This window comes from Actinomycetospora chibensis, from assembly GCF_028737215.1.
GTDB lineage: Bacteria > Actinomycetota > Actinomycetes > Mycobacteriales > Pseudonocardiaceae > Actinomycetospora > Actinomycetospora chibensis.
The window spans coordinates 57,826-76,480 of record NZ_JAQZAM010000001.1; the positions used below are offsets into that span (position 1 = coordinate 57,826).

An 18,655-nucleotide genomic window follows, 5' to 3' on the forward strand; every position below is an offset into this window, starting at 1 on the left:
GGACGGGTGACAGGGGTCTCGTACGGTGTCGGGGTGCGTCCCTGGGTTCCGCGAACGCTCGTCCTGACCGTCGTCTACGGCATCGCCGAGACGTTGTTCGTCGCCCTGCGGTCGTGGTCCCCCGACCTGTTGAGCCTCTGGAGCGTCCTGCTGCTCCTGGTCGTCGTCGCCGTGGTGATCGGCTGGGTGGGGGCCGAGATCGTCCTCGACCGGCGCCCGCCGGAGTGGACGTGGTTCATCACGGCGCTCGCCACCGCGCCCGCGGCGGGGCTGCTGAGCTGGATCCTGCTCGCCCTCTTCGTCGACGACACCGGCGTCGCCGACCTCCAGGCCGCGCTCGTCGGGCGCGCCTCGTTCACCGCGCTGCTCATCCTCGCCGCGGTGTTCATCGGCTCGCGCCTCGGCTGGCTCTCGATGCGTCGCCACGGCGAGGGTGCCGACGACCCGATGCTCGACGCCGACGACGACGAGGTCGCGCGCCAGGCCGGTCTCGAGCGCTCCGGCGCCTCCGCCGGCGACGACCGCGCGGCGGCCGCGGCGCGCGCGGCGGCCCGCGTCGGCGTCACGCCCTCCCCCCGCGCGGCGCCCGGACCGTCCGTCCCCGGGGTGCGCACCCCCGGGCGTCGCTCGCCCGAGCGCGTGCCCGCGGCGACCGGCCCCGAGCTCGCCGAGCGCGCCCGCATGCCCGAGGCGCCCCGCCTGGCGGGCGAGCGGCGGGTGTCGACGGTGCGCACGACCGCCCGCCCCGCCGAGCCGGTCTCCTCGCCGTTCGGGGCCGAGGCCAGCACGCCCGCCCTCGAGCGGCCCACGTCCGATGTCCCCGAGTCGCTCGAGCCGCCGGTCGTCGCGGTCCTGCCCGCCTTCCCGATGCCGGGCGGCCCGCTCGACGACACCGGCAGCCAGCAGGCCGTGCCGGACCAGGAGCCCGCGCCGGAACAGCCCTCGCGCCGCACGTTCGGCCTGCGGCGCCCGAAGTCCTGAGCGGCCAGCTCTCCCGGCAGCGAGGGACGCCCCGGCTGCGCAGGACGCAGCGGGGGTGACCCTCGCTCCTCGGGCGGGCGCGGGGCGTCAGGTCGCGAGGGCCGCGTAGGCCGCCGCGAGGTCGGCCGGGTCGGGGCCCTCGAGGCGCCCGGGCTGCCCGAGCCCGTCGAGCACGACGAAGCGCAGCAGGGCGCCGCGGGACTTCTTGTCCAGGCGCATGGTGTCGGCGAGCTCGTCGAAGGCGGCGGCCGGGTAGGTCACCGGTAGCCCGACGGACGCGAGCGTGGCGGCGTGCCGGTCGGCCGTCGCGTCGTCGAGGCGCCCGACCCGGCGGGCCAGCTCGGCGGCGAAGACCAGCCCGATCGACACCGCCTCACCGTGGCGCCAGCGGTAGCGCTCGCGGCGCTCGACGGCGTGGCCGAGGGTGTGGCCGTAGTTGAGGATCTCGCGCAGGTGGGACTCGCGCAGGTCCGCGGCCACCACGTCGCCCTTCACCCGGATCGAGCGGACGACGAGCTCGCCGAGCACGTCGCCGGTGGGGTCGAGCGCCGCCTCGGGGTCGGCCTCGACGAGCTCGAGGATCCGCGGGTCGGCGATGAAGCCGGTCTTGATCACCTCGGCGAGGCCCGCCGCGAGCTCGGGACGGCTGACGGTGGCGAGGGTGTCGAGGTCGGCGATCACCGCGGTGGGCTCGTGGAAGGCGCCGACGAGGTTCTTGCCCGCGCCGGTGTTGATCCCCGTCTTGCCGCCGACCGCGGCGTCGACCATGGCGAGCAGGGTCGTCGGCACGTGGACGATCCGCACGCCGCGCATCCAGGCGGCCGCGACGAAGCCGGCGAGGTCCGTCGCCGCACCGCCGCCGACCGCCACGAGGGCGTCGGAGCGCGTGACCCCGAGGCGGCCGAGCTCCTCCCAGCACGCCCCGGCGGTGGCGAGGTCCTTGCCGTCCTCGCTGTCGGGCAGGGCGAGCAGGTGCGTGCGCGTGCCCGCGGCCTCCAGGGCGTCGCGCACGGCGCCGGCCACCCCCGCGACGGCGGGCTGGTGGCAGACGACGACGGTCGCGGTGCCGGCGAGGGCCTCGGCGACCGCGCCGGTGATCCCGCGGCCGACGACCACGTCGTACGGGGAGGCGCTCGCGACGTGCAGGCGCTCGAGGACCGACTCAGCGGGCACCGTCGCCGACCTCCGCGCGCAGGGCCGCCAGGACGGCGTCGACGACGCCGTCGGGGCTCACGTTGTCCGTGGCGATCTCGTGGCGGGCCACCGAGCGGTACACCGGCAGGCGTTCCTGCAGCAGCGCGGAGAACGTCGCGCGCGGGTTGACCCCGGCGAGCAGGGGCCGCGCCGTCGACAGGCCGACGCGGCGGACGCCGACGGCCAGCCCGACGCCGAGGAACACCACGGGGTGCCCGTCGAGCAGGTCGCGGACCGCCTCGGTCATCACCGCTCCCCCACCGAGCGCCAGCACGCCGTCGTGGTCGGCCAGCCCCCCGGCCACCGCGTCGCGCTCGAGCGCGCGGAACACCGGCTCGCCGTCGGTGAGGAAGATGTCGCTGATCGCGCGGCCGGCCGTCGCCTCGACCAGCGCGTCGCTGTCGGCGAAGGGCACGCCCAGGCGCTCGGCCAGCAGCGTCCCGACGGTCGTCTTGCCCGCCCCGGGAGGCCCGACGAGGACCGCGACCGGGCTCACGGCAGGCCCGCGCCGTCGCCGGTGTCGACATGGCGACGCGGGTCGATCGCCGCGGCGTACGCCGAGGCGTTGCGGGCGGTCTCGCGCAGCGAGTCGCCGCCGAACTTCTCCAGCGCCGCCTCGGCGAGCACGAGCGCGACCAGGGCCTCGGCCACCACGCCGGCCGCGGGTACGGCGCAGACGTCGGAGCGCTGGTGGTGCGCGGTGGTGCCCTCGCCGGTGACGACGTCGACGGTGCGCAGCGCCTTCGGCACGGTGGAGATCGGCTTCATGGCCACGCGCGCCCGCAGGGGCTCGCCGTTGGTCATGCCCCCCTCGATGCCGCCGGCGCGGTTGGTGAACCGGGCGACGCCCGTGTCGTGGGCACCGTGGAGGATCTCGTCGTGCGCCGCGGACCCGCGGCGGCGCGCGGTGGTGAACCCGTCGCCGATCTCCACGCCCTTCATCGCCTGGATGCCCATGAGGGCTGCGGCGAGGCGGGCGTCGAGCCGGCGGTCGGCCTGGACGTAGGACCCGAGGCCCACGGGCAGCCCGTGGGCGACGACCTCGACGACGCCGCCGAGCGTGTCGCCGTCCTCCTTGGCGGCGTCGACCTCGGCCACCATCCGCGCGGTGGAGGCCTCGTCCACCGCGCGCACCGGGCTCGCGTCGATGCGCTCGCCGTCGCCGGGCATCGGGATGACGTCGGGCGTCGCGTCGGCCGTCCCGAGGCTCACGACGTGCGAGAGCACCTCGACGCCCAGGGCCTGCGTGAGGAACGCCTTCGCCACCGCGCCGAGGGCCACCTTGGCGGCGGTCTCGCGGGCGCTCGCGCGCTCGAGCACCGGGCGGGCCTCGTCGAAGTCGTACTTCGTCATGCCGGCGAGGTCGGCGTGGCCGGGGCGCGGACGCGTCAGCGGGGCGTTGCGCGCGCGTCCCTCCAGCAGCACCGGGTCGACGGGGTCGGCGGACATCACCGTCTCCCACTTCGGCCACTCGCTGTTGGCGATGCGGATGGCGACCGGGCCGCCCATCGTCAGGCCGTGCCGCAGGCCCCCGGAGAGCTCGATCTCGTCGGCCTCGAAGCTCATCCGCGCGCCACGGCCGTAGCCGAGACGCCGCCGGGCGAGCTCGGCCGACACCTCCTTCGAGCTCACCGAGACGCCCGCGACCATGCCCTCGAGCACGGCCGTGAGCGCCGCTCCGTGCGACTCTCCCGCCGTCAGCCACCGCAACACGGACCCATCGTTTCACGTCGCCGACGGTCATCGGGCGATCACGGTCGCGGCGAGGGTGAACCACGTCGCCCCGAGCAGCGGTGGGCCGTACGGGACGCGGCGCGCGCCACCCGCGAGCACGAGGACGAGGACGCCGACGGCGGCCAGCACCGGGGCCGCCACCAGCCCGCCCCAGGACGCGGCGGCCAGCGGCGCGCCGAGCGCGGGGGCCAGCTTGACGTCCCCCGCTCCCAGCGCGCCCGGGGCCGCGAGGTGCACCGCGGCGAACGCCCCGCCGAGGACGACGGCGCCCAGGAGGCCGGCGACGAGGTGCCCGGTGCCGAGCGGGACCAGGGCGGCGAGGGCGGCCGCCGCGCCCGGCAGCGTGACGGCGTCCGGGAGGCGCCGGGCGACCAGATCGGTGGCGCTGCCGGCGACGACGAGCACGCCGAGGACCAGCCACGCCGGGAGCCATGTCGTGGGCACGAGCCCCGCGGCGACGCCCCCCGCCGGCGCGGCCCAGAGCGCCGCCAGCGTCCCCGCGCACGGCAGGACCGGGACGAGCGCCCCGCGCCGCACCCGCGCGAGCAGGGCCCGCACGCCCACCCCCGCGAGAGTGCCCGCCGACCCGGCGCCGAGGACCACCGCGAGGACCACTGCGGGGACCGTTCCCATGACCACGCCGTCGAGCCTGGAGCAGCTCGACCACCCCGGTCACGCACCGTCTCGGGACCTGTGGACAGGTCCGGAGGATGGGGACGGCGCACGGAGCAGCGAGCAGGGTCGAGCCCCGCCGGCAGCGTTGGGAACGCTTCGGTTTCCGAAGCATCTCGCGCGGAGGAGGTCAGGTATCACCGGACCACGCGCCGACCTCAGCCGCGCGACCCCGGGGCACCGAGCGGGGGGATTTCCTGACGTCTGACGTGAGGGTGGCCCCAGGCTGGCACCCGCGCGCGCTCACCCCGGCAGGGGCAGGAGGGCGACGTCGGTGGTGGCCGCGAGGGCCTCGTGCATCGCCTCGCGCGGCGCAGGCAGGCCCGTGAACTGCTCGACCTGACCGAACGCCTGGTGCAGGAGCATGTCGAGGCCCGTGGCGACGGGAAGGCCCCGGGCCGCGGCGGCTGCGGCCAGGGGTGTCGGCCAGGGGTGGTAGACCGCGTCGAGGACCACCGACCACGGGGGCAGCGCCGCGACGAGGCGCTCGGCCAGCCCGGGCCCGATCGCGTCGGCCGGAGTGGTGTTGATCAGCGACGTGGCCGTGACCAGATGGCCCACGTCGAGGTCGTCCCACGTGACGGGGCGGCGGTGGAAGCCGTGGGCGCGGGCCACCGCGAGGGTGCCGGCGGCCCGGGCGACGTCGCGCACCACCAGCGTCACCGACTCGCTGCCGACCTCGAAGACGCCGGCGATCGCGGCGCACGCCGTGGCCCCGCTGCCGAGGACGACCACGTCCGTGATGCCCGCGGCGATGCCCGCGTCGCGGACCCGCGCCGCGCGCAGGGCGCCGGCGATGCCGTCGACGTCCGTGCAGTCCGCGGCCCAGCCGCCGTCCCGGGGCACCAGCGTGTTGGCCGCCCCGACCCGCCGGGCCCGGGGGGTCACGCTCGACGCCAGCTCGAGAGCCGCGCGCTTGCCCGGCATCGTCACCGACAGGCCCGCCCACGACGCGTCGCGGGCCGCGACCCAGCGGGGCAGCTCCTCGGCGGTGCACTCGACGGCCTCGTAGGTCCAGTCGTCGAGGCCCAGCGCGGCGTAGGCGGCGCGGTGCAGGACCGGGGAGCGGGAGTGCGCCACCGGCGATCCCAGGAGTGCGGCGCGCACGATCAGTAGACCCCGCGCTCTTGGGCGAGGCGGCGGTTGGCGTCGTGCTCCTCGGGGGCGACGGCGAAGCAGGAGATGCCGTCGGTCTGGCACTTCACGAAGTACACCCACGGCCCTGGCGTCGGCTCGAGGGCCGCCCGCAGCGCCTCCGGGCTGACGGCGCCGATGGGGGTCGGGGTCAACCCGAGGTTGAGGTACGTGTTGTACGGACCGGGCCGCGCGCGGTCGAACGGGCTGGTCAGGAGCGTCTGACGGTCGAGGGGATAGTTCACCGTCGAGTCGAACTGGAGGCGCATCGGGACCGCGAGCCGGTTGTAGATGACCTGCGCGACCTTCCCGAAGTCCGCCGCGACACCCTCCCGCTCGGCGAGCGAGGCGACGATCAGCGCGTCGTAGGGCGGCACCCCGCGCGCCTGCGCCTCCTCCACGAGACCGGACGACTCGAGCCGCGGCACCGACGCGCGCACCACCTGCTCCAGCGCCTCCCGGGCACCGATGCCCGGCGCGAGGTCGACGGTGCCGGGGGCGAGGAGACCCTCCAGCCGGCGGGCCGGCTCGGCGCGCCGCACCCCGTCGAGCGCCCAGGTCGGCACCCCGAGCTCGGCGGGGTCGGTGTCGGCCATGGCGGCACGCAGGTCCGCCACGGAGGCGCAGCGCTCGGCACCGGCGTCGTCGACGGTGCACGTGGCCCGCGAGATCAGCGACAGGACGCCGGGCACCGTGGAGTCGCCCGCGCCGACGGTGTCGTCGAGCTGCACCCCGCTGCGGATCTCCAGACGGCCGACCCTGCTGGCCGGGTCGAGCAGGGCCTCGACCGCACCGGCCGAGGACATCTGGCGGCGGAGCTCGTAGAAGCCGGGCTGGATGCCCCGGCCGTTCGGGTTCTCCTCCGCGGCGTCGCCGAACGAGCGGGCCGAGGCCACGACGTCGTCGGCGACGAGCTGCTCACCGATCTCGCGGGTGGACGAGCCGTCCGCCACCTCGACGACGACCCGGCCGGTGCCGGGGCCGTCGTAGTCGGGCGGGAAGACGATCGGGAGCAGGTCGCGCGCGAAGAACACCCCGCCGGCGAGGACGACGACCAGCAGGACCGCGATCCCCGGCCACAGGAGGCGCCGGCGGGACCGCTCCGCGCGCCCCTGGGGCAGGGCCTCGGTGAGCGCGTCGCCCCCCGGGGCGGGCGGGTCGTCGCCGAGGAGCCAGCCGGGGTCCGCCTCGGGATCCGGCTCCGGCTCGGGTTCCGGGTCGCGACGGTCCGACCCACGGTCCGATCCGTACGTAGCGAACGCGGTCCCGGCGACGTCGGTCTCGGCATCTGCGTCGGCGGCGTCGCGCGCGATCTGCTCCGGGCGCAGCCAGGCCGAGGCGTAGTGGCGCTCGGTCTCGGCGTCCCCGTGATCGCCGGGGCGGCCCCCAGCGCGGTCGACGGGCCGTGCGACGACCGGTCGTCCTGCCGTCGGCCCGCGCCCCGCGACGGGGCGTCCGGCACGCACCCCCGGCCGCTGGGGGGTCGCCGACATCCTCACGATCCGCCGCCCCGACGGCGTCCCGTTCTCCGGCGCGTCCGGCCGCCCGTGACGTCCGGTCACGTGTCCTCCGCGGTCGCGCCGCCTGCGGGCCGCGCGCGGCGGGCGTCGAGGTAGCCCTGCAGGATGCCGACGGCGGCGGCCTGATCGATCACCTTGCGCTGCTTGCGGCCCTTCACGCCCCGGTCCGAGAGCGTGCGCATGGCGGTGACGGTGGTCAGGCGCTCGTCGGCCAGCACGACCGGCACGTCGCGCCCCGCCGCCGACAACCGCCCGCGCAGGGCGGCCGCGTAGTCCTGGGCCTTCTGCGCGGCCGGACCCTCGCGTCCGGCCAGCGTGCGGGGAAGCCCCACGACCACCTCGACCACCTCGTGCTCGTCGACGAGCGCCACCAGCCGGGCCAGGTCGGCACCGGCCGATTCATCGTGATCGAGGGTAACGAGCGGTGTCGCGAGCACCCCGCCGGGATCGGACAGGGCGACGCCCACGCGCACGCTGCCGACGTCCACGCCGAGGCGCCGGCCGTTGTCAACCGCCAGCGCGGGCCACCTCCGCACGCAGGGCGGCGATGGCGTCGTCGATCCCGGCGACCCCGCTGCCACCGCCCTGGGCCAGGTCCGGCTTCCCACCGCCCCGGCCGTTCACGGCGGGCGCGAAGGCCTTGACCAGGTCGCCGGCGGCCAGGCCGCGCTCGCGGGCGCCCTCGGTGGTCGCGACGACGAACGAGACCTTGTCCCCGTCGGGCGCGAACAGGGCCACGACGCCGGGCCGGGCCTGCAGTCGCCCGCGCACGTCACCGGCGAGCGACCGCAGGTCGCCCCCGCCCACGCCCTCGGGCGTGCGGGCGGCGACCAGGGCGATCCCGCCGACGTCCTCGGCGCCGTCCACGAGCGACCCCGCCGAGGAGAGCACCTCGCGGGCCCGGATCGTCTCGAGCTCCTTCTCCGCGGCGCGCAGGCGGTCGACCACCCCGCCGATGCGCTCGGGCAGCTCCTCGGGCTGGGCGCGGAACTGCTCGGCGAGCTGGTTGACCAGCACGTGCTCGCGGGCCAGGAACCGGAAGGCGTCGATGCCGACGAGGGCCTCGACGCGGCGGACGCCGGACCCGATGGAACCCTCGCCCATCAGCTTGACCAGGCCGAGCTGCCCCGAGCGGCCCACGTGGGTGCCGCCGCAGAGCTCGCGGGAGTACTCGCCGACCTCGACGATGCGCACGGCATCGCCGTACTTCTCCCCGAAGAGGGCGACGGCGCCGAGCTTGCGGGCCTCGTCCATCGACGTGACGAAGGCGCGCACCTCGTCGTCGCCGAGGAGCACGGTGTTGACCTCGTCCTCGACGTCGGCGAGCACGCTGGCCGGCACCGCGCCCTCGGGCGAGGTGAAGTCGAAGCGCAGCCGGCCCGGGGCGTTGAGGGACCCCGCCTGGGCGGCCGAGTCGCCGAGGGCCTTGCGCATCCCGGCGTGCACGAGGTGGGTCGCGGTGTGCGCGCGCGAGATCGCGGCGCGCCGCTCGACGTCGATCTGGGCCGAGACCGCGGCGTCGAGGGTGGCCTCGCCGTGCAGCACGCGACCGCGGTGGACCGACAGGCCGGGCACCGGGGTCTGCACGTCGGTGATCTCGATGGTGAACCCGTCGCCGAACAGCCGCCCGGTGTCGGCCTGCTGGCCGCCGCCCTCGGCGTAGAACGGGGTGCGGTCGAGCATGACCTCGACGTCGTCGCCCTCGGTGGCGGCGGGGACGCCGACACCGTCGACGACGAGCCCGACGATGGTGGCGTCGGCGCGCTGGTCGGAGTAGCCGAGGAAGTCGGTCAGCCCGGCCCGCTCCAGGACCTCGCGGTAGGCGCTGGCGTCGGCCCCGCCGTGCTTGCGGGCGGCGGCGTCGGCCTTGGCGCGGGACCGCTGCTCCTCCATCAGCGAGCGGAAGGCGCCCTCGTCGACCGAGAGCCCGGCCTCCGAGGCCATCTCCAGCGTCAGGTCGATGGGGAAGCCGTAGGTGTCGTGCAGGGCGAAGGCACTGGACCCGGGCAGCATCGTCGAGCCGGAGGCCCGGACGTCCGAGACCGCCGACTCGAAGATCCGCGAGCCGGTGGCCAGCGTGGCGAGGAAGGCCTCCTCCTCGCGGCGCACCACGGCGGCGATGCGCTCGTAGGAGGTGACGATCTCCGGGTACGACGGGCCCATGGCGTCCCGCACGACCCCGACGAGGTCGACGAGCACCGGCTCGGTGATGCCGAGGAGCCGGGCGTTGCGCACGACGCGGCGCAGCAGCCGGCGCAGCACGTAGCCGCGGCCCTCGTTGCCGGGCACGACGCCGTCGCCGATCAGCATGGCGCCGGTGCGGACGTGGTCGGCGATGACCCGGAAGCGGACGCCCTGCTCCTCGGTCCCCTCGTCGTAGGAGCGGCCCGAGAGCTCCTGCACGCGGTCGATCACCGGACGCAGCAGGTCGGTCTCGTAGACGTTCTCCACGCCCTGCAGCAGGAACGCCACGCGCTCCACGCCGAGCCCGGTGTCGATGTTCTTCTGCGGCAGCTCCCCGATGGGGGCGGCCCCGTACTTCGGGCTGGCCTCCCCGCGGATGTCCTGCATGAAGACGAGGTTCCAGATCTCGACGTAGCGGTCCTCGTCGACCACCGGGCCGCCCTCGAGCCCGTGCTCGGGGCCGCGGTCGTAGTAGATCTCCGAGCACGGCCCGCCGGGGCCGGGGATGCCCATGTCCCAGTAGTTGTCGCGACCGTCGCGGCGCTGGATGCGCTCGGGCGGCAGGCCGGCGACGTCCTGCCACAGGCGCTCGGCCTCGTCGTCGTTCTCGAAGACGGTGACCCAGATGCGCTCCGGGTCGAAGCCGAACCCGCCGTCCTCCAGGGAGCCGGTGACCAACGTCCAGGCGTGACGGATCGCGCCTTCCTTGAAGTAGTCACCGAACGAGAAGTTGCCCGCCATCTGGAAGAACGTGTTGTGGCGGGTGGTGTGGCCGACGTTCTCGATGTCCCCGGTGCGCACGCACTTCTGGATCGACGTGGCCGTGTCGTAGGGCGCCGGGGCCTCGCCGAGGAAGTACGGCTTGAACTGGACCATCCCCGCGTTGACGAACAGCAGGGTCGGGTCGTCGAGGATCAGCGAGGCGCTGGGGACGGGGGTGTGACCGGCGTTCTCGAAGTGGGCGAGGAAGCGTCGGCGGATCTCGTGGGTCTGCACGTCTGTCCTGCTTCGCAGAGATGCGGGTGGGGGCGAGAGGGCGCGGGGGCCTCAGCGGGCGTGCGAAGCTCCCCGCCGCGGCGCTCGCGCGTGACGGGCGTCCGAGGCGGGCTCGGGCCGCACCGGGATCTCCGTCGTGTCCTCCACCATCGCGTACAGCTCCTCGGAGCGTTCGTTCATTCCGGCGCGCACCTCGGCGCCGAACGCCCCGAGCCCGGCGCCGAGCTCGCGCAGCCCCTCGCCGAGGCTGGTGCCGATCCCCGCCGGCGTGGCCTTCTGCGTGAACTCGTTGACCTTGCGGGTCGCGGTGACCCCGACGGCCACCCCGACACCGACCCAGAACAGACGCTTCATGCGCGGGCACTCCGCTTCGACTTCTTCGGGGGCGGGGCGTTCTTCAGCCGACGGGCCTGCTGGGCCTTGCGGAGGCCGTAGGACAGCGCCGCGGCCTTGACCAGCGGGCCGCCGAGCGTCGCGGTGAACAGCGTGCTCAGCGCCTTGGTGTTGGCCGCGACGGCCTGGGCGCTGGCGGTGACGCCGTCGACGCGCTCGAGCTGGGTGTTGACCGTGGTGAGCGTGACCCCGGCGTCGGAGAGCAGGGGCTCGGTGCCCTCGTGGGTCTTGCGGATCGCGATCGTGGCCTCGTCGAGCGTGCGACCGAGCTTGATCAACGGGATGGCGAGCAGCACCACCAGGATCACGAACGCCCCCGCGGCGATGATCGCCGCGATCTGGCCGACCGACACGGGTCCTCCTCGGTGCTGGGTGCGATACAGGTCCCCGGACCGCCGCCCGGCGACACCACCCCACAGGGCGGGGTCGTCGGCCGACACCTGGCGCAGGTGGCGGCAGGTTACCGTGCGCCGTCCGGACCTCTCCGGGGGACGGTGATCAACCGAGTGGTCAGCAGAGGGGCAGTCCGAGACCCCCGCGGTAGGCCGGCGCGAGGTAGACCTCGGAGATGTAGCCGACCCGCCCGTCGGGCGCCCGCGCGCCCAGCCAGAGCTCCGAGACCGCCGCGTTCGGGTTCTGGCCGATGCTCGTCGACGTGAGGTCGGCATTGGTGATCGACTCACCCGTGAGCTGGCAGACCGCGACGAACGTGGCGCCGGTCCCCACGTCGGTGCCGGGGATCTTGCAGCCGGGCATGTTCGCGCAGCGCGCGACGGGCCGCACCCCGAGGTAGGACGGCGTCCGGTCCTCGACCAGCTGACCCTCCCCGATCGCCACCTTGTTCTGCACCACGACGGTGCGGGTCTCGACATCCGGCGGGCTCGTCAGCACGACGACGAGGGTGGTCGCCAGGGCGACGACGAGCACGACGAGGGCGGCGAACACGGCGATCTCGACGCGCCGCCGGGTAGTGCGCGGTCCGGTGGGGGGTCCGGGGGCGTGCCCCTGCCCGGGTTCGGGCGGTGCGGCGGGAGCCGTGTCCCGCAGCGCCTCGTGACGGGCCCGCCAGCCCTCGACGTCGGCCGGCTCGACACCGACCGCGGCGAGCACGTCGGTGACGAGGTCGACGTTCGGCAGCCCGGGCCCGCGCGTCGCCGCCGCGATCGTCGACTTCCCCCAACCCGAGAGCCCTTCCGCACGCCGGAACGAGACGCCGCGTCGTTGCATGATCGCGAGGAAGTCGGCGCAGAACTGCGCGGGGGTGTCGCCGGGGCTCACGGCGCCGCCCGTCCGGCGGATCGGCGTCGTCGCAGGTCATGCGCGTCCGGACGGTGTCCGGGACACCGGCGGACGCCGCGTCGCGAACCGTCGGGGATCACAACGGGAAGGCTACGACGAGGCGGGCCCACAGCGATGCGGGGCGCGGGTGCTTCCGGGGGGCGCACCTGCGGGACCTCACCGCTCGGGCCCGCCTCCCCGCACGACCTCGCGCAGCCGGGCGAGCCGCTCGCCGCGGTTCCGTTCGTCACCCCGGCCCGCCGGGCGGTAGTAGTCGCGGCCCACGAGCTCGTCGGGCGGGTACTGCTGGGCGACCACCCCGGCGCGGTCGGCGTGGGGGTAGACGTAACCCACCGCGTTGCCCTGGGCCTCGGCCCCCGCGTAGTGCCCGTCCCGCAGGTGCGGGGGCACCGGGCCGGCGGCGCCCTGACGGACGTCGCTCATCGCCTCGTCGATCGCCGTGATCACCGCGTTGGACTTGGGGGCCGTCGCGAGGTGGATCGTCACCTGCGCGAGGTTGATCCGGACCTCGGGCAGGCCGATCAACTGCACCGCCTGGGCTGCGGCGACCGCGGCCGGCAGGGCGGTGGGGTCGGCGAGCCCGATGTCCTCGCTGGCGTGGACGACGAGGCGGCGCGCGATGAACCGCGGGTCCTCCCCCGCCACGATCATGCGGGCCAGGTAGTGCAGGGCCGCGTCCGGGTCCGAGCCGCGGATGGACTTGATGAACGCCGAGATGACGTCGTAGTGCTGGTCGCCGGCGCGGTCGTAGCGCACCGCGACCTCGTCGACCACACGCTCGACGTCGGCGAGGGTCAGCGGACCGGTGTTCCCGACGGCGTCGGCGGCGGCCTCGAGCGCGGTGAGGCTGCGCCGGCCGTCGCCCGCCGCCAGCCGGACGAGGTGGGCGCGAGCGTCGGGCTCCAGAGTCACGGCGCCGCCGAGGCCCCGCGGGTCGGCGACCGCCCGGTCGAGCAGCAGCCCGACGGCCTCGTCGTCGAGGGCGTGCAGGCCGAGGACGAGGCTGCGGCTCAGCAGCGGGGCGACGACGGAGAAGCTCGGGTTCTCGGTGGTGGCGCCGACGAGCAGCACGACACGGTCCTCGACGGCGGCGAGCAGCGCGTCCTGCTGGGTGCGGGAGAACCGGTGGATCTCGTCGATGAACAGCACCGTGCGCCGCGGCTCGGAGGCCGCGAGGCGACGGCGCGCGACCTCGATGACCCCGCGCACCTCCTTGACCCCGGCGTTGAGCGCGGACAGCGCCTCGAACGCCCGGCCGGTGGCCTGGGAGATCAGGCGGGCGAGCGTCGTCTTGCCCGTCCCGGGCGGACCGTGCAGCACGACCGACGCCGGCGCGGCGCCCTCGACGAGGCGGCGCAGGGGCGCTCCCGGCGCGAGCAGGTGGTCCTGGCCGACGACCTCGTCGAGGCTCGCGGGCCGCATCCGCACCGCCAGCGGCGTCCCGTCCCCGCTGGTGGGGGCGGGGCGGTCTTCCACGACCCCCCGCGTCACCGGACGGCCGAGATCCTTCTGGCTGGGATCGGGGCCCGTCACCGGCGCCTCCGGCACCTCGACCTCGAACAGCCCGTCGTCGCTCACGCCCCGAACGGTACTGAGGCTCCCGACACGCTCCAGGTCGCGGAGTCACGCGGGACGACGTCGACGACGCCACGACGGACCCGCAGCCGGCGCCGGGGCCCGGGGTCGGGTCCGGAGAGGACGAGCGGACCGTCGCTGAACAGCGCCGCCACCGAGACCCGCACGACGGCCTCGGCGAGGTCGAGTCCCGCGTCGGGGTCGTCCTCGGGGAGGCGCCGGCGGAGGGCGTCGGGCCGGGCGGCGTGCGCCCGGTCGATCACCTCGTCGATCCCGGTGGCGGCGCGAGGGCCCCGTGCGGTCCGACGAGCGTGTACCCGCCCGTCCAGGCGCGGACCGTCCAGCGCCAGGGCGCCAGCCAGCGGGTGAGGGCGGCCGCGCGGCGCCGGGCCGCGCCGGGGTCGGGCGGGCCCAGGGTGTCCTCCCACGGGGCGCGGACCCGGCCCGATCCGCAGGCGCCGCACATCAGGTGCGACGCGGGGACCGCGCGACGAAGTCCTGCGCGATCGCGTCGAACGTCGACCAGCGCACGCCCTCGTGGCCGTTGATGTGCTCGATGAGCCGCTCGAGCGCCATCAGCACCTGCGGGCGCCCGGAGACGTCGGGGTGGATCGTCATGGTGAACGCCGCGTAGTCGCACTCGCGGTAGGTCCAGTCGAACTGGTCGCGCCACATCTGCTCGATGTCGCGCGGGTTGACGAAGCCGTGGCTGTTCGGGCTGCCCTTGATGAACATCATCGGGGGCAGGTCGTCGAGGAACCAGTTCGCCGGGATCTCGACGAGGTCGGTCTCGTGCCCGCGCTCGAGGGGCTTCATCCACGTCTGCGCCGGCTGGTCGTAGTCGATCGGCGTCCAGGTGTCCCCGACGCGGACGTAGTACGGCGTCACGTCGCGGTGCATGAGCGAGTGGTCGTAACGGATGCCGCGGTCGAGGAGGATCTCGTTGGTGACCCGGCTGAACTCCCACCACGGCGCGACGTAGCCGGTGGGACGGCGCCCGCTGCGGCGCTCGATCAGCTCGACGCAGTAGTCGAGGATCGTCTCCTCCTGCTCGCGGGACATGGCCAGCGGGTTCTCGTGGCTGTAGCCGTGCACGCCGATCTCGTGGCCCGCGGCGACGCAGGCGTCGAACTCGTCCGGGAAGGTCTCGACGGAGTGGCCGGGCCAGAAGAACGTCTGGGTCATGTCGTGGCGGCGGAACAGCTCGAGCAGCCGCGGGACGCCGACCTCGCCGGCGAACAGCCCGCGGGAGATGTCGTCGGGCGAGTTCTCGCCGCCGTACGAGCCGAGCCAGCCGGCGACGGCGTCGACGTCCACCCCGAACGCCACGAAGATCTCTTTGGGCACGGTTCCTCCTCAGGTCAGGTGCTCGTCGAGGAGTGCCCGCGGGCGTGCCGGATCAGCCGCCAGGGCGAGTCCGAGCAGCATCCGGGCCTGCCACGGGCTCAGGTCGCCGACCAGGAGCGCCCCACGGTCGGCCAGCGCGCCGCCGCCGGCCGCGTAGCGCGGCGAGACCGGGCCCTCGGGGACGCGGCTCGCGACGAGCACGACCACCCCGGCGTCGACGGCCTCGCCGACCGCCGCGACGACGTCCGGGCTCGCGTTGCCGATGCCCACGGCGGCGAGCACGACGCCCCGGGCGCCCGCGGCGACGGCGGCGCGCACCAACGCGCCGTCGGCGCCGTGGTGGGCGGCGACGACGTCGACCCGCGGCGGGTCGGTCTCCGTCGCAGGCAGGGTCGCCGGCAGGGTCGCCGGCAGGACGGGGCGGCGCACCGGCCGGGTCACGCGCCGGACCGTCCCGTCGACCACGCGGTGCACGACGGTCCCGCCGAAGGCACCGGCGGCGAGCGTGTGGCGCTTGGCGACGCCCCGGGCGGCGAACGCCTCGCCGTCGAAGCAGACGAGGACCCCGTCGCCCCGCGCGGCGGGGTCGGACGCCAGGGTCAGCGCCGCGCGAAGGTTGGCCGGGCCGTCGGCTCCGGGCTCGTCGGCGGCGCGCTGCGCACCGGTCAGCACCACGGGGCGGTGGTCGGCGAGCAGCAGGTCCAGCCCGTACGCGCTCTCCTCCATGGTGTCGGTGCCGTGGGTGACCACGACGCCGTCGGCCCCCTCGTCGAGCGCCGCCACCACCGCCGTGCGGAGGCGCCGGAGGTCGTCCCACCCCATCGCGAAGCTCCCGGCGGTCGCGAGGTCGGTGACCGTGACCTCGGCGTCCGTCCCCGTCGCGGCCAGGAGCGCGCGCCCGTCGCGCGCGGCGCGCAGCGGTCCCGGGAAGCCGGTGCTGGCGATGGTGCCGCCGGTGGCGACGAGGTGGACGGGCATCGGTGCGCCTCCGGAGGCCGGGAACGACGGGGGACGACTAGGGTCGTTCCCCATGCGCGAGATCCTCACCGTGCTCGAGGCCGACGCCCGCGCCACGCCGGAACGGATCGCGGGCCTCACGGGGATCCCGGAGGACGAGGTCCGCGCGGCGATCGCAGGCTGGGAGGCCGAGGGCGTCATCCGCCGGTACAAGACGGTGGTCGACTGGGACCGCCTGGGCGACGAGCGCGTCACCGCGTTCGTCGACGTCACCGTCGCCCCCGAGCGGGGTCGCGGGTTCGACGACGTCGCCGAGCGGATCGCGCGGTTCCGCGAGATCCGGGCGGTGCACCTCGTGTCCGGCGCGCAGGACCTGCGGGTCGAGGTGGAGGGCTCCTCGATGAAGGAGGTCGCCGACTTCGTCGCCCAGAAGCTGTCGGGCGTCGAGCGCGTCACCGCGACGAGCACCCACTTCCTGCTGCGCCGCTACAAGGACGACCACCAGCTGCTGACCGAGCCCGAGCCCGACCAGCGGCTGTCCGTGATGCCCTGATGGGGGCGCCGCAGAAGCCGCTGTCACGGGTCGTCGAGGCCTGCCCGCCGTCGGGTATCCGCAAGTTCTTCGACCTCGCGCAGACGATGACGGGCGTCATCACCCTGGGGGTCGGCGAGCCGGACTTCCCGACGCCGTGGGGCGTGCGGGAGGCGGCGATCCACGCGCTCACCCGCGGGGCCACCACCTACACCGGCAACTCGGGGCTGCTCGAGCTGCGCGAGCTGATCTGCGCCGACCTCGAGAGGCGCCACGGCACGAGCTACCGCCCCGCCGACGAGTGCCTGGTGACCTCCGGCGTCTCCGAGGGCCTCGACCTCGCCCTGCGCGCGCTGCTGAACCCCGGCGACGAGGTGATCGTCCCGGAGCCGTCGTACGTGGCCTACCAGCCGTGCGTGGCGTTCGCGGGCGGCGTGGCCGTGCCGGTGGCGAGCGACCCGGAGCAGGGCTACCGGCTGGACGCCGAGCGGATCGCCGAGGTGGTGACCCCGCGGACCAAGGCGGTGCTGTTCGGGTCGCCGTCGAACCCCACCGGTGCCGCCCAGTCCGCCGCCGACCTCACCGCGCTGGTGGCGCTCGCGGAGCGCGAGGACTTCTGGCTGGTCAGCGACGAGATCTACGACCGGCTGACCTACACCGGCACGCACACCAGCACCGCGGCGGTGCCGGGCGCCTGGGACCGGACGGTCGTGCTCAACGGCTTCTCGAAGTCCTACGCCATGACCGGCTGGCGGGTCGGCTACGTCTGCGCGCCCGAGCCCCTGGCGGCGCTGATGCACCGCATCCACCAGTACACGATGCTCTGCGCCCCGCACGTCAGCCAGGTCGCCGCGATCGAGGCGCTGCGCAGCGCGGACCCCGACGTCACCGAGATGGTCGCCGACTACGACCGGCGCCGGCGGCTGTTCGTCAAGGGTCTCGGCGAGCTGGGACTGACCTGCCCGGAGCCCGGCGGCGCCTTCTACGCGTTCCCGTCCATCCGCTCGAGCGGGCTGTCGTCGCAGGACTTCGCCGAGCAGCTGCTCGAGGAGCAGAAGGTCGCGGTGGTGCCGGGCGACGTGTTCGGCCCCTCGGGCGAGGGCCACGTCCGCTGCTCCTACGCCACCGCGCTCCCCCTGCTCGAGGAGGCCCTCGAGCGCATGGGCCGGTTCCTCGCCGCACGTGCGTGATCTTCTGAGCCATAGCTCAGAAGATCACGCACGTAGGGGTGTCAGTTGAGCTTGCGCGTGCCGTCGGGCAGGCCGCCGCCCGCGTAGGCGTCCTCGGCCAGCTTGGCCAGGGCCGTGAGGGCGACGTTCTGGCTCCACGGGCCGAAGGAGCAGCGGGCGACGCCGAGCTCGCCCAGACGCTTGGTGCTCGGCACCCCGGGCACGCCGATGACGTTGACTCGTCGCTCGCCGAGCTCGGCGACGAGCGCCTGGATCGTCTCCTCGTCGAGCTTGCCGGGCACGAAGAACGACGTCGCGCCGGCCTCGAGGTAGGCGCGACCGCGCTCGATCGCATCGTCGAGGATCACCTTCGGGTCGCGGTCGCCGCCGCGCACCCACGCGTCGGTGCGGGCGTTGAGGGCGAACGGCACCCCGGCCTTCTCGCCCGCCGCGACCGCCGCCTCGACGGCCTCGACGGCCTCGGAGAGCGGCTTGAGCTGGTCCTCGAGGTTGGCCCCGACGATCCCGACGTCGATGGCGCGGGCGATCGTGCCGCCCGGGTCGCCGTAGCCGGCCTCGAGGTCGGCGGTGACGGGGAGCTCGGTCTGGCGGGCGATGAGCCCGACCTCGGCGATCATCTCGTCGCGCGGGATGACCTCGCCGTCGGGGTAGCCGCGCGAGGCGGCGATGCCGTGGCTCGCCGTGGCGAGGGCCTTCGTCCCGGGGGTGTTCGCGACCGTGGTCGCCGTGATCGCGTCCCACACGTTGACGACCACGAGCAGCTCGGGGTCGGTGTGGAGGCGCTGTAGTTGCTGGGCCTTCTCGGCGGTGCTCATACCCGATCCGTACCCCTCGGAGCGGCGGCCCGCACGGTCACCTAGGTGATCGCGTCACTTACCGGTGACCGGCGTCACTGTCAGCCTCTCTGGGTCGGCAGCCCACCACCTGCTGGCTCGCCCTCGACCAGC

The 18,655-nt window shown here is 75.1% G+C and carries 20 protein-coding genes; 3 read left to right on the forward strand and 17 right to left on the reverse strand.

Annotated features, from left to right (window positions below; genetic code table 11):
• The first annotated feature begins 33 nt into the window (after positions 1-33).
• The gene (locus PH189_RS00300) at positions 34-981 is read left to right on the forward strand and encodes a hypothetical protein (RefSeq protein WP_274186735.1); all 948 of its coding nucleotides are present in this window, start codon (positions 34-36) and stop codon (positions 979-981) included.
• A gap of 87 nt (positions 982-1,068) precedes the next feature.
• Here PH189_RS00300 and aroB read toward each other — a convergent pair whose 3' ends face one another.
• From aroB to PH189_RS00380, 16 genes are all read right to left on the reverse strand, one after another.
• Positions 1,069-2,154, reverse strand: a complete 1,086-nt coding sequence (gene aroB, locus PH189_RS00305) for a 3-dehydroquinate synthase (protein ID WP_274186736.1) — start codon at positions 2,152-2,154, stop codon at positions 1,069-1,071.
• Positions 2,144-2,671, reverse strand: a complete 528-nt coding sequence (locus PH189_RS00310) for a shikimate kinase (RefSeq protein WP_274186737.1) — start codon at positions 2,669-2,671, stop codon at positions 2,144-2,146. The genes aroB and PH189_RS00310 overlap by 11 nt, the downstream gene beginning before the upstream one ends.
• A complete protein-coding gene (gene aroC / locus PH189_RS00315; RefSeq protein WP_274186738.1) occupies positions 2,668-3,888 on the reverse strand; it encodes a chorismate synthase in 1,221 nt (406 codons plus the stop codon). The genes PH189_RS00310 and aroC overlap by 4 nt, the downstream gene beginning before the upstream one ends.
• Positions 3,889-3,915: 27 nt before the next feature.
• A complete protein-coding gene (locus PH189_RS00320) occupies positions 3,916-4,542 on the reverse strand; it encodes a prepilin peptidase (protein ID WP_274187150.1) in 627 nt (208 codons plus the stop codon).
• A gap of 282 nt (positions 4,543-4,824) precedes the next feature.
• Positions 4,825-5,688: a shikimate dehydrogenase gene (locus PH189_RS00325; RefSeq protein ID WP_274186739.1), complete on the reverse strand. Its 864-nt coding sequence runs from the start codon at positions 5,686-5,688 to the stop codon at positions 4,825-4,827.
• Between the two features lie 2 nt (positions 5,689-5,690).
• The gene (locus tag PH189_RS00330) at positions 5,691-7,208 is read right to left on the reverse strand and encodes an endolytic transglycosylase MltG (RefSeq protein ID WP_274186740.1); all 1,518 of its coding nucleotides are present in this window, start codon (positions 7,206-7,208) and stop codon (positions 5,691-5,693) included.
• 65 nt (positions 7,209-7,273) lie between these two features.
• Positions 7,274-7,771, reverse strand: a complete 498-nt coding sequence (gene ruvX / locus PH189_RS00335; RefSeq protein WP_274186741.1) for a Holliday junction resolvase RuvX — start codon at positions 7,769-7,771, stop codon at positions 7,274-7,276.
• Positions 7,743-10,415: an alanine--tRNA ligase gene (gene alaS / locus PH189_RS00340; protein ID WP_274186742.1), complete on the reverse strand. Its 2,673-nt coding sequence runs from the start codon at positions 10,413-10,415 to the stop codon at positions 7,743-7,745. The genes ruvX and alaS overlap by 29 nt, the downstream gene beginning before the upstream one ends.
• Before the next feature lie 51 nt (positions 10,416-10,466).
• Positions 10,467-10,769 (reverse strand): hypothetical protein, encoded by a 303-nt coding sequence (locus tag PH189_RS00345; protein WP_274186743.1) that lies wholly within the window; start codon positions 10,767-10,769, stop codon positions 10,467-10,469.
• Entirely contained in the window at positions 10,766-11,161 is a 396-nt protein-coding gene (locus PH189_RS00350) for a DUF948 domain-containing protein (protein WP_274186744.1), read from the reverse strand. Before PH189_RS00350 ends, PH189_RS00345 begins: the two co-directional genes overlap by 4 nt.
• Before the next feature lie 157 nt (positions 11,162-11,318).
• On the reverse strand, positions 11,319-12,086 hold the full coding sequence (locus PH189_RS00355) for a hypothetical protein (RefSeq protein ID WP_274186745.1): 768 nt from the start codon (positions 12,084-12,086) through the stop codon (positions 11,319-11,321).
• A gap of 177 nt (positions 12,087-12,263) precedes the next feature.
• Positions 12,264-13,685 carry a replication-associated recombination protein A gene (locus PH189_RS00360; protein ID WP_378014881.1) on the reverse strand — a complete coding sequence of 474 codons (1,422 nt, stop codon included), beginning with the start codon at positions 13,683-13,685 and terminating at the stop codon, positions 12,264-12,266.
• A complete protein-coding gene (locus PH189_RS00365) occupies positions 13,682-13,945 on the reverse strand; it encodes a hypothetical protein (protein ID WP_274186746.1) in 264 nt (87 codons plus the stop codon). Before PH189_RS00365 ends, PH189_RS00360 begins: the two co-directional genes overlap by 4 nt.
• Positions 13,942-14,148, reverse strand: coding sequence for a hypothetical protein (locus tag PH189_RS00370; RefSeq protein ID WP_274186747.1), 207 nt, complete (start codon positions 14,146-14,148; stop codon positions 13,942-13,944). The genes PH189_RS00365 and PH189_RS00370 overlap by 4 nt, the downstream gene beginning before the upstream one ends.
• A complete protein-coding gene (locus tag PH189_RS00375; protein WP_274186748.1) occupies positions 14,148-15,029 on the reverse strand; it encodes a polysaccharide deacetylase family protein in 882 nt (293 codons plus the stop codon). Before PH189_RS00375 ends, PH189_RS00370 begins: the two co-directional genes overlap by 1 nt.
• 9 nt (positions 15,030-15,038) lie before the next feature.
• Positions 15,039-16,007 (reverse strand): asparaginase, encoded by a 969-nt coding sequence (locus PH189_RS00380; protein WP_274186749.1) that lies wholly within the window; start codon positions 16,005-16,007, stop codon positions 15,039-15,041.
• 52 nt (positions 16,008-16,059) lie between these two features.
• On the opposite strand from PH189_RS00380, the gene PH189_RS00385 reads away from it, so the two are divergent.
• Positions 16,060-16,539 carry an Lrp/AsnC family transcriptional regulator gene (locus tag PH189_RS00385; RefSeq protein WP_274186750.1) on the forward strand — a complete coding sequence of 160 codons (480 nt, stop codon included), beginning with the start codon at positions 16,060-16,062 and terminating at the stop codon, positions 16,537-16,539.
• On the forward strand, positions 16,539-17,708 hold the full coding sequence (locus tag PH189_RS00390) for an aminotransferase class I/II-fold pyridoxal phosphate-dependent enzyme (RefSeq protein ID WP_274186751.1): 1,170 nt from the start codon (positions 16,539-16,541) through the stop codon (positions 17,706-17,708). The genes PH189_RS00385 and PH189_RS00390 overlap by 1 nt, the downstream gene beginning before the upstream one ends.
• Before the next feature lie 41 nt (positions 17,709-17,749).
• Here the strand turns inward: PH189_RS00390 and PH189_RS00395 are convergent, their stop codons facing one another.
• A complete protein-coding gene (locus tag PH189_RS00395) occupies positions 17,750-18,523 on the reverse strand; it encodes an isocitrate lyase/PEP mutase family protein (protein ID WP_274186752.1) in 774 nt (257 codons plus the stop codon).
• Positions 18,524-18,655 lie beyond the last annotated feature (132 nt).